The following is a 6,248-nucleotide window of genomic DNA, read 5'->3' as shown; positions in this document are numbered from 1 at the left end:
GGAGAACCCACTTGGCGATTTTCGGAAGAAGAGCTTTGGGCATTTAAGCAGGTTGGCATTACTGTTCCTCCACTTAGTAAAACCAGCCCAAAGAACTGATACCGATACCAAATCAGATGAAGGTAAGAGTCCTACAAGCAACAATAAAACCTTTGCTCAAAGCAGATTTAGTAAATCTGCAAGGTGTCTGTCATAACCGGATTTAGTAAATCTGCAAGGTGTCTGTCATAACCGGATTTGGTATGACATCTACATAGAAAATAGTTCGCGGAGGTCAAATCAATGTTTAGCAAAAATCAACAACTAACTTCAGGTTCAGAACACATAGGGAAGCCACCAATCTTAGCTGGAAAGAAAAATTTATTACTGTTTTCTCAACCTTCTCAGAAGAAACTCCCAAACCCCGCTTCTAATTCCCTAAATAATTCGGCGTCCAGAGTATCATCGTTTTTATTTATTGGGCGGTGGTTCCGCTTTGGAGTGGTCTTGTTCTTGCTGTTATCAATGATGTTAGGAACTGCTGGTTGCACCGCGAGTGCTACAACGATTTCATGGACACCTGCTACTAGACTCATTCCTGTTGAAAATGTTCAAGGCATAGTTGCCGAAAATTCTGAGCTTAACCCCCAGGATTCAGCATCAAATGTGTTGGCTTGGGCTGTAAACGGGCAAGCAGGCAGGTTAGTTATTTTTAATTTTAACAGCCCTGGAGTTTGTGGAGCAGGAGGTTGCTTATATGCTGGGTATTTATTCAGAAAAAATGTTCCTCCTAATCGTGTATTTGCTAGTTATTTAAACGAAAACTTACCACCTAATAAACCGCTACTTCAAGTAGTAACTGACCCTTCAAAAACCTCTAATTTGCCTTGTTTGCAAGTACAGCAGCCGTCACAAAATGGTATTCGGCAGTTGTTTTATTGCTTCAATGGCCGCCAGTACCAGTTAGCTAACAGTTCCTTGATTGAGCTTACCAATAAAATGAAATAAGCGACTTTAAAGTATTTGAACTTGGCTCTCCTTTAGCGATCGCCTGTTCTGCACCAATCAAAAAATGCCTCTATCCCTAACTGGATATGAGGCACTTCTTCAAAAGTAACTAACCGAGGTTGTTAGTCATCTGCTTCCGCATCAAAATCATCGTCGAATTCCTCTTCTTCATCTAAGTCGTCGAAATCATCCTCTTCTTCTATTACTTCAGCGGCAATTTTCCGAGGGTATTTATGATTGGCGATCTGCTTTTTTCCATTTTCTCTTTTACGAGCAGCGGGTGGCAGCACTTGAATTTGCGGTTCGGCTGTACCTGGTAATGCAGGAGTTTCTGTGAATCCGGCAATGATATCGTGCAGCCCCCAAATCGCATTTTTATGCTGCGGGCGTCCCAGATATAGAAAGGGGAAATTATCAGCAGTTGGCTTGGTATAGCTGACAGTTTTGCAGCAGTAGCTCTTATTAGAGCCTTCACCTTCTTTAACTCCTTTGAACTCCACCTCTAGGATGCCGAGGCTCCGCCATTTATCGGTTTTCCCGCTGAAAGGAATTTGGAAATAGTCGGCGAATGCTTTTTCCAACAAACGGTAGAATTCGTCTCTGGCTGCTTTAAAGCTCCAAAGCGCAACATTCTTAAATCTGACGACAATAGGCGTGCTGTGTCTGGGACGATTGTTTTCATCCAGAAAGACAACGGCGTGTTCGCTGACAACATCCATTATCTTTTTATCAAGTTGAGCTTTATACTCTTCATACAGCCCGACCATTGCACCGCCTAAATTAGCAACGTCATTCTTGTAACGAATGTATTCAGGGACAAATCCCAGCACGCATAAGTGGCATTTAGAGAACAGCAGACCTGTAACATCTTCTGTTAGTCCAATTGTAGTCATTTCCTCTTCTGTTGGCATGACAAACCAATTGGCTTTTTCTAGCTGATCCTCTGGAATTAATATTCCCGCCACTTGTTCGTTGATGACGATGCCATAGGGCAGAATTGGTCGCCTTACTTGATTGTGACCGGGTTCTAGGAGTTCGGGGTCAATTTCAAAATCGAGGTCTTCTGACTGAAGTGGGATTGTGCTTTCAGTCGTTCCTGCGTTACTTGAGCTTTTTGCTTTAGCTTTACTATTGGTTTTAACCATTCTAAAAGTTTGTGACATTGCAGTTCCTGCAAGGCGGTAGCCTTACCTTTAAAAAGGGTAAGATGTAGCACAGTTAAGCCTAGTAATTTTGTCAAATAAATTAAAGGGTCATAAAAAAAATAACTGGTAGTACAGAACTACCGAATCGTGAGGAAAACTAATTAAGTGTGCAAAAAAAAGAACGATTGTGAAAGCGCTCGCGCAGCTTCAGCAATTTCTGAAGTTGCGCTATTATCAGAATCAAGCACTCACAATGCTTTTAATTTCCTCGCTGCCAATATTGGGCGCGCTCGACGCTCGGTAAAGTGTTTATTCCTATTGTCCGCAGTAGAGGTAGCCCTTCAACAAAGTTGATGGCTCCTTTCAAACCCGCGATCGCGTACAAAGAAGCTGCATCTGCTCTTTCGGATGGGCTAGCATTGGCTTCTTCTAACAACTTGATTAGATATTCAGGAACCTGTACGAGAGCGCCATCAATACAAGCGAGGGGGACAAATTTAGTATCGGGAGCTAGGACTTTTGGCTTCAGAAATGGCAGTTCGCGCTGGAAAGTTTTTGGAGTACGGCGACAGTTTGTTACAGGCGATCGTTCTGATTTTGGCTTATGCCACCGCTTGGCTCGGTAAAAACTCCCTTTCAATAATGGGGGCTGGCTTACCATCAGTACAGCTTCGTGAAAGGGGAAATTCATCTGTTCTCCTTCCTGAATTTTCACCTGTTCTAAGTTAGATTTTGTCAACCAGTCAGGCGCAAGCGGACAGTGAGGGTAAGACACGACTTTACAGTTGTAGGTTAAGTCGGAAAGCAATTTGCCCGTTCTGGATAGTCTGGCGTTAAGATAATGCCACTTTAATCCAGGTAAATAGGCTCCTAAATATTTTACTTCAACAGCTCCCATGTAGATCCATTCTGTACGTTCTAAAGTTAGCGAGATGTCGCCTCTTCCTAGTTTGATGGTGCTGCGTTTTAAAAATTCATAGTCCGGGTGTCTCTTCAAAAGCTCTGACAGCCACTCTTTTTGTTTCTTGTTCACGGTAAGAATATTTTTTAATAATTTTGCTTCCTATCCTGTTAACTGCGCTAGCAGGGATAATATCAAGTGCTGGTTGTTTTCTACCGAAAGTTAGAACTGTTGGCTGTAATTGCTCGTTCCCAAGACTGAACTAACACTGAGTAATTTTGATTTAAGCTTACTTGTCTGCAAACACTAAGTTGTAGCTACAACTGAGGTCATAGTTAATTGAGCGATAGACAAAATATTGAATTCAGATAGATACTTATGAATTTTGAGATTAAATTTTTGATAGCACAGGCTAACTATACTCCAGTTCTCGCTCAAGCCCAGAGGAGAACCCAGCAACCCACACCCCTATCGTCAATTGACTTAGGCGGTCTCTTCCAACAATACAATAACCCGGATGGATATCTAACAATAGGAGCGCTGATATTCCTCCTCTTACTGTCTCGGTTTCTGGGAAATGGAAAGGGCAAAATTACCACTGGCAAAGTGTGTGGAACTTCCGAAAAGATGGCAGCCACTCAGCTTGCCTTGAAACAAATTAAGGAGCGCAAACACAATAAAGTCACGCTATGGTGTGGCAGTCCTCGCTATTGGTGGAAAGGAAAAAAGCTTAGAGGTTTTGTTACCACTATTCAGACAGCGATGGGTTCTACTTCCACTGTTTGGGTACCTCATGCAGAACGATCGACTTTAGTAATTGGAGCGCCTGGATCGGGTAAAACTTTTTCGACAATTGATAGGGCGCTAGAAAGTGCAATGGTGCAAGGATTTCCGATTATTCTCTACGATAAAAAAGGAGATCAGCTCAAGCTCCACGCACCTCTGGCAGCGCGATATGGCTACCAAGTGTGGGTATTTGCACCGGGAGAAGCCTATTCAGGCATTATTAATCCTCTCGACTTTATGAAATCGCCTCAAGATTCGGTCATGGCGGGGGAAATTGGTCAGGTTATTAATAGAAATGCAAGTTCAGGTAATGGAAAAAGTGACGAATTTTTCTCAAAAGCTGGAGATTTATTAGCTAAAGCACTCCTTCAATTAGTCAAGGGTTCTAAATATCCAGATATGGCAATGCTCTATGCAATTTTGAGGTTGCCAAATTTGGTAAAGCGGATTGACTATGCGGTTCAATCCCGTCAAATTGATGAGTGGGTTGCTACCAGCTTTAACCAGTTTTTGAGTGCTAAAGAAGCAGAAAAAACTATTTCTGGAATTCTGACGACAGCGGCCGGAACGTTCAGTAGTTTTATCCAAGCTGACCTGTTGCGAGCATTTTTGGGAAAGTCGGACATCCCGACGAAAATAGAAGGCCGACAGATGATTGTTTTCAAATTAGATGACGAGCGGCGCTCCGTCGTGGGGCCTCTGCTAGCAGCCGCGATTCACCTGCTCGTTGTGTCCAACTTAAGCCGCCCTCGGAAAGATCCACTGGTTATTTCACTTGATGAATTTCCCTCTATTCGATTGGATCGGATGCCGCAGTGGATTAACGAATATCGCTCGAATGGAGCTTGTTTCATTCTGGGAATTCAGAGTTTGGAGCAACTATACGAAGGGTATGGAGAAAAAATGGGGGCAGCAATCGCATCTGCTTGCAGCACTCACATTTTATTCAACCCTGGTAATACTGACACTGCAAAAAAATACTCCGATCGCTACGGAGAAAAAGAAGTTTTGCTGAAAAGCAAGTCCACCAGCCGTTCGATGGGCGGCCAATCTCAAAGCAATCAATCTATTAGTTGGAACGAGTCGCTTCAAAAAATGCCACTGTTTTCAGTGGATGAGATTTTGCGGTTTCCCCAGGGACGGTGTGTAATTACGAACCCCGGCTACAGTTCCGGCGGCGAGGGGTCAATTCCTTATGCGCTGACCATTCCCATTCCCAAAGCAGATTTGCAGCGGCAAAGCGAGAGCGAGGCCCTCTGGGATACAGAGGTTAGGCTACGGCTGGAGAGTCGGGTGCAACTTGCAAGTCTTGACCAGCTTACCGCCGCTTTGTACGATCGCATTGAGGAAGCAGAACGGATGCTGCCTCTGCCAGATGCCGGGGGTAACGTTCCATCCCAATCGCCGACGCCGCCAGCTTCAGGCAAGAAATTTGGCTCTGACCCGCTAGACTCAGTTGTCAGTAAAACTGGGCGTTCCAGGCGGGTTTTTGCCACTGGCAGTATTGGCAAGCGCTAGCGGGAGTGTGGCAGCCAATGGAAAATTTTCCATTGGCATTGACCTGGAAGTTGGGATCGATTCGGATTCTTCAGCCGCGATCGCATTCTGAGCGACTGCGACAATAGTCTAAATCTCTACCTCTGGAATTCCCTCGATGTCGAAATGAGTGAGGGACGCGATCGCAGGCAGTGATGTTCTTCGAGCCGCAACAGGCGATCTCGCCTGTCCTGCCAGCGCGGACGCAAGCCAATCTCTTGTCTGTTTGTGTTGCCGACTGTCCCAACTGACTTCGCGCCTCGTCCCCGGATGGGCTGGGTGCAGCGCTAACACGGTCAGCTTGATATTTTCTGGCGGCAGCGAGAGAGATTCGGCTGCTGTCCACAATTTTACTCGGTCAGACCAATTTAATACAGGATGGCGGATTGCCCATTCAATTAAATGAACGGATTGACGTTCAAGAAAAGCTGCATTGGCGTTGATTTGCACGCATACATCTTTATTAAGCTTAGCGCTAAACTGAGTATCGACTAAGAATTTAGGAGGTTCCCATTCAAATACCTCTGGAAATAGCAAGCTGACTTCCATAATCCACCTATCCACTTTGGGATTCGCAAGTAGCAGGGGTTCAGTGGGGAGTTTCAAGAAAGTTTGTTTCATTATTAGTTGAAATTCCTCTTGTTTAAATTCAATGGGAACTGTTAATTGTGTCGGCTTGGCTAGAAAACTTAGATCGGTGAGGTTGATTAATTGCATAGGTGGGTAAGACAGTTAGAGCTTACCCAGAGGGCGCGGCGTTAGTCGCGTGCACGCTATTTATTGATAATGAACATTAGAGTTATAAAGATTTTATAAATAACAGGTTGGCGAATATATATCTTGTAAACTTTGAAAAAAATCAATTTTAATGAAGATCGCTATCTCGATTTCAT

At 44.2% G+C, this 6,248-nt stretch carries 5 protein-coding genes; 2 read left to right on the top strand and 3 right to left on the bottom strand.

Translation table 11 applies throughout. The features are described from left to right. The first annotated feature begins 282 nt into the window (after window positions 1–282). Window positions 283–987, top strand: a complete 705-nt coding sequence (locus tag WBA89_RS08110) for a hypothetical protein (protein ID WP_424405445.1) — start codon at window positions 283–285, stop codon at window positions 985–987. A 122-nt stretch (window positions 988–1,109) separates the two neighbouring features. Here the strand turns inward: WBA89_RS08110 and WBA89_RS08105 are convergent, their stop codons facing one another. Further along, window positions 1,110–2,150, bottom strand: a complete 1,041-nt coding sequence (locus tag WBA89_RS08105) for a DUF5895 domain-containing protein (RefSeq protein WP_424405443.1) — start codon at window positions 2,148–2,150, stop codon at window positions 1,110–1,112. 241 nt (window positions 2,151–2,391) lie between these two features. Continuing rightward, the gene (locus WBA89_RS08100; RefSeq protein WP_424405441.1) at window positions 2,392–3,165 is read right to left on the bottom strand and encodes a hypothetical protein; all 774 of its coding nucleotides are present in this window, start codon (window positions 3,163–3,165) and stop codon (window positions 2,392–2,394) included. 246 nt (window positions 3,166–3,411) lie between these two features. On the opposite strand from WBA89_RS08100, the gene WBA89_RS08095 reads away from it, so the two are divergent. Further along, on the top strand, window positions 3,412–5,337 hold the full coding sequence (locus WBA89_RS08095) for a type IV secretory system conjugative DNA transfer family protein (protein ID WP_424405439.1): 1,926 nt from the start codon (window positions 3,412–3,414) through the stop codon (window positions 5,335–5,337). 108 nt (window positions 5,338–5,445) lie between these two features. Here WBA89_RS08095 and WBA89_RS08090 read toward each other — a convergent pair whose 3' ends face one another. Continuing rightward, a complete protein-coding gene (locus WBA89_RS08090; RefSeq protein ID WP_424405437.1) occupies window positions 5,446–5,919 on the bottom strand; it encodes a hypothetical protein in 474 nt (157 codons plus the stop codon). Between the last annotated feature and the right edge of the window lie 329 nt (window positions 5,920–6,248).

Origin of the sequence: Microcoleus sp. (assembly GCF_049646505.1) — a bacterium.
GTDB lineage: Bacteria > Cyanobacteriota > Cyanobacteriia > Cyanobacteriales > Microcoleaceae > Microcoleus.
This window is presented reverse-complemented; position numbering and strand designations above follow the sequence as displayed.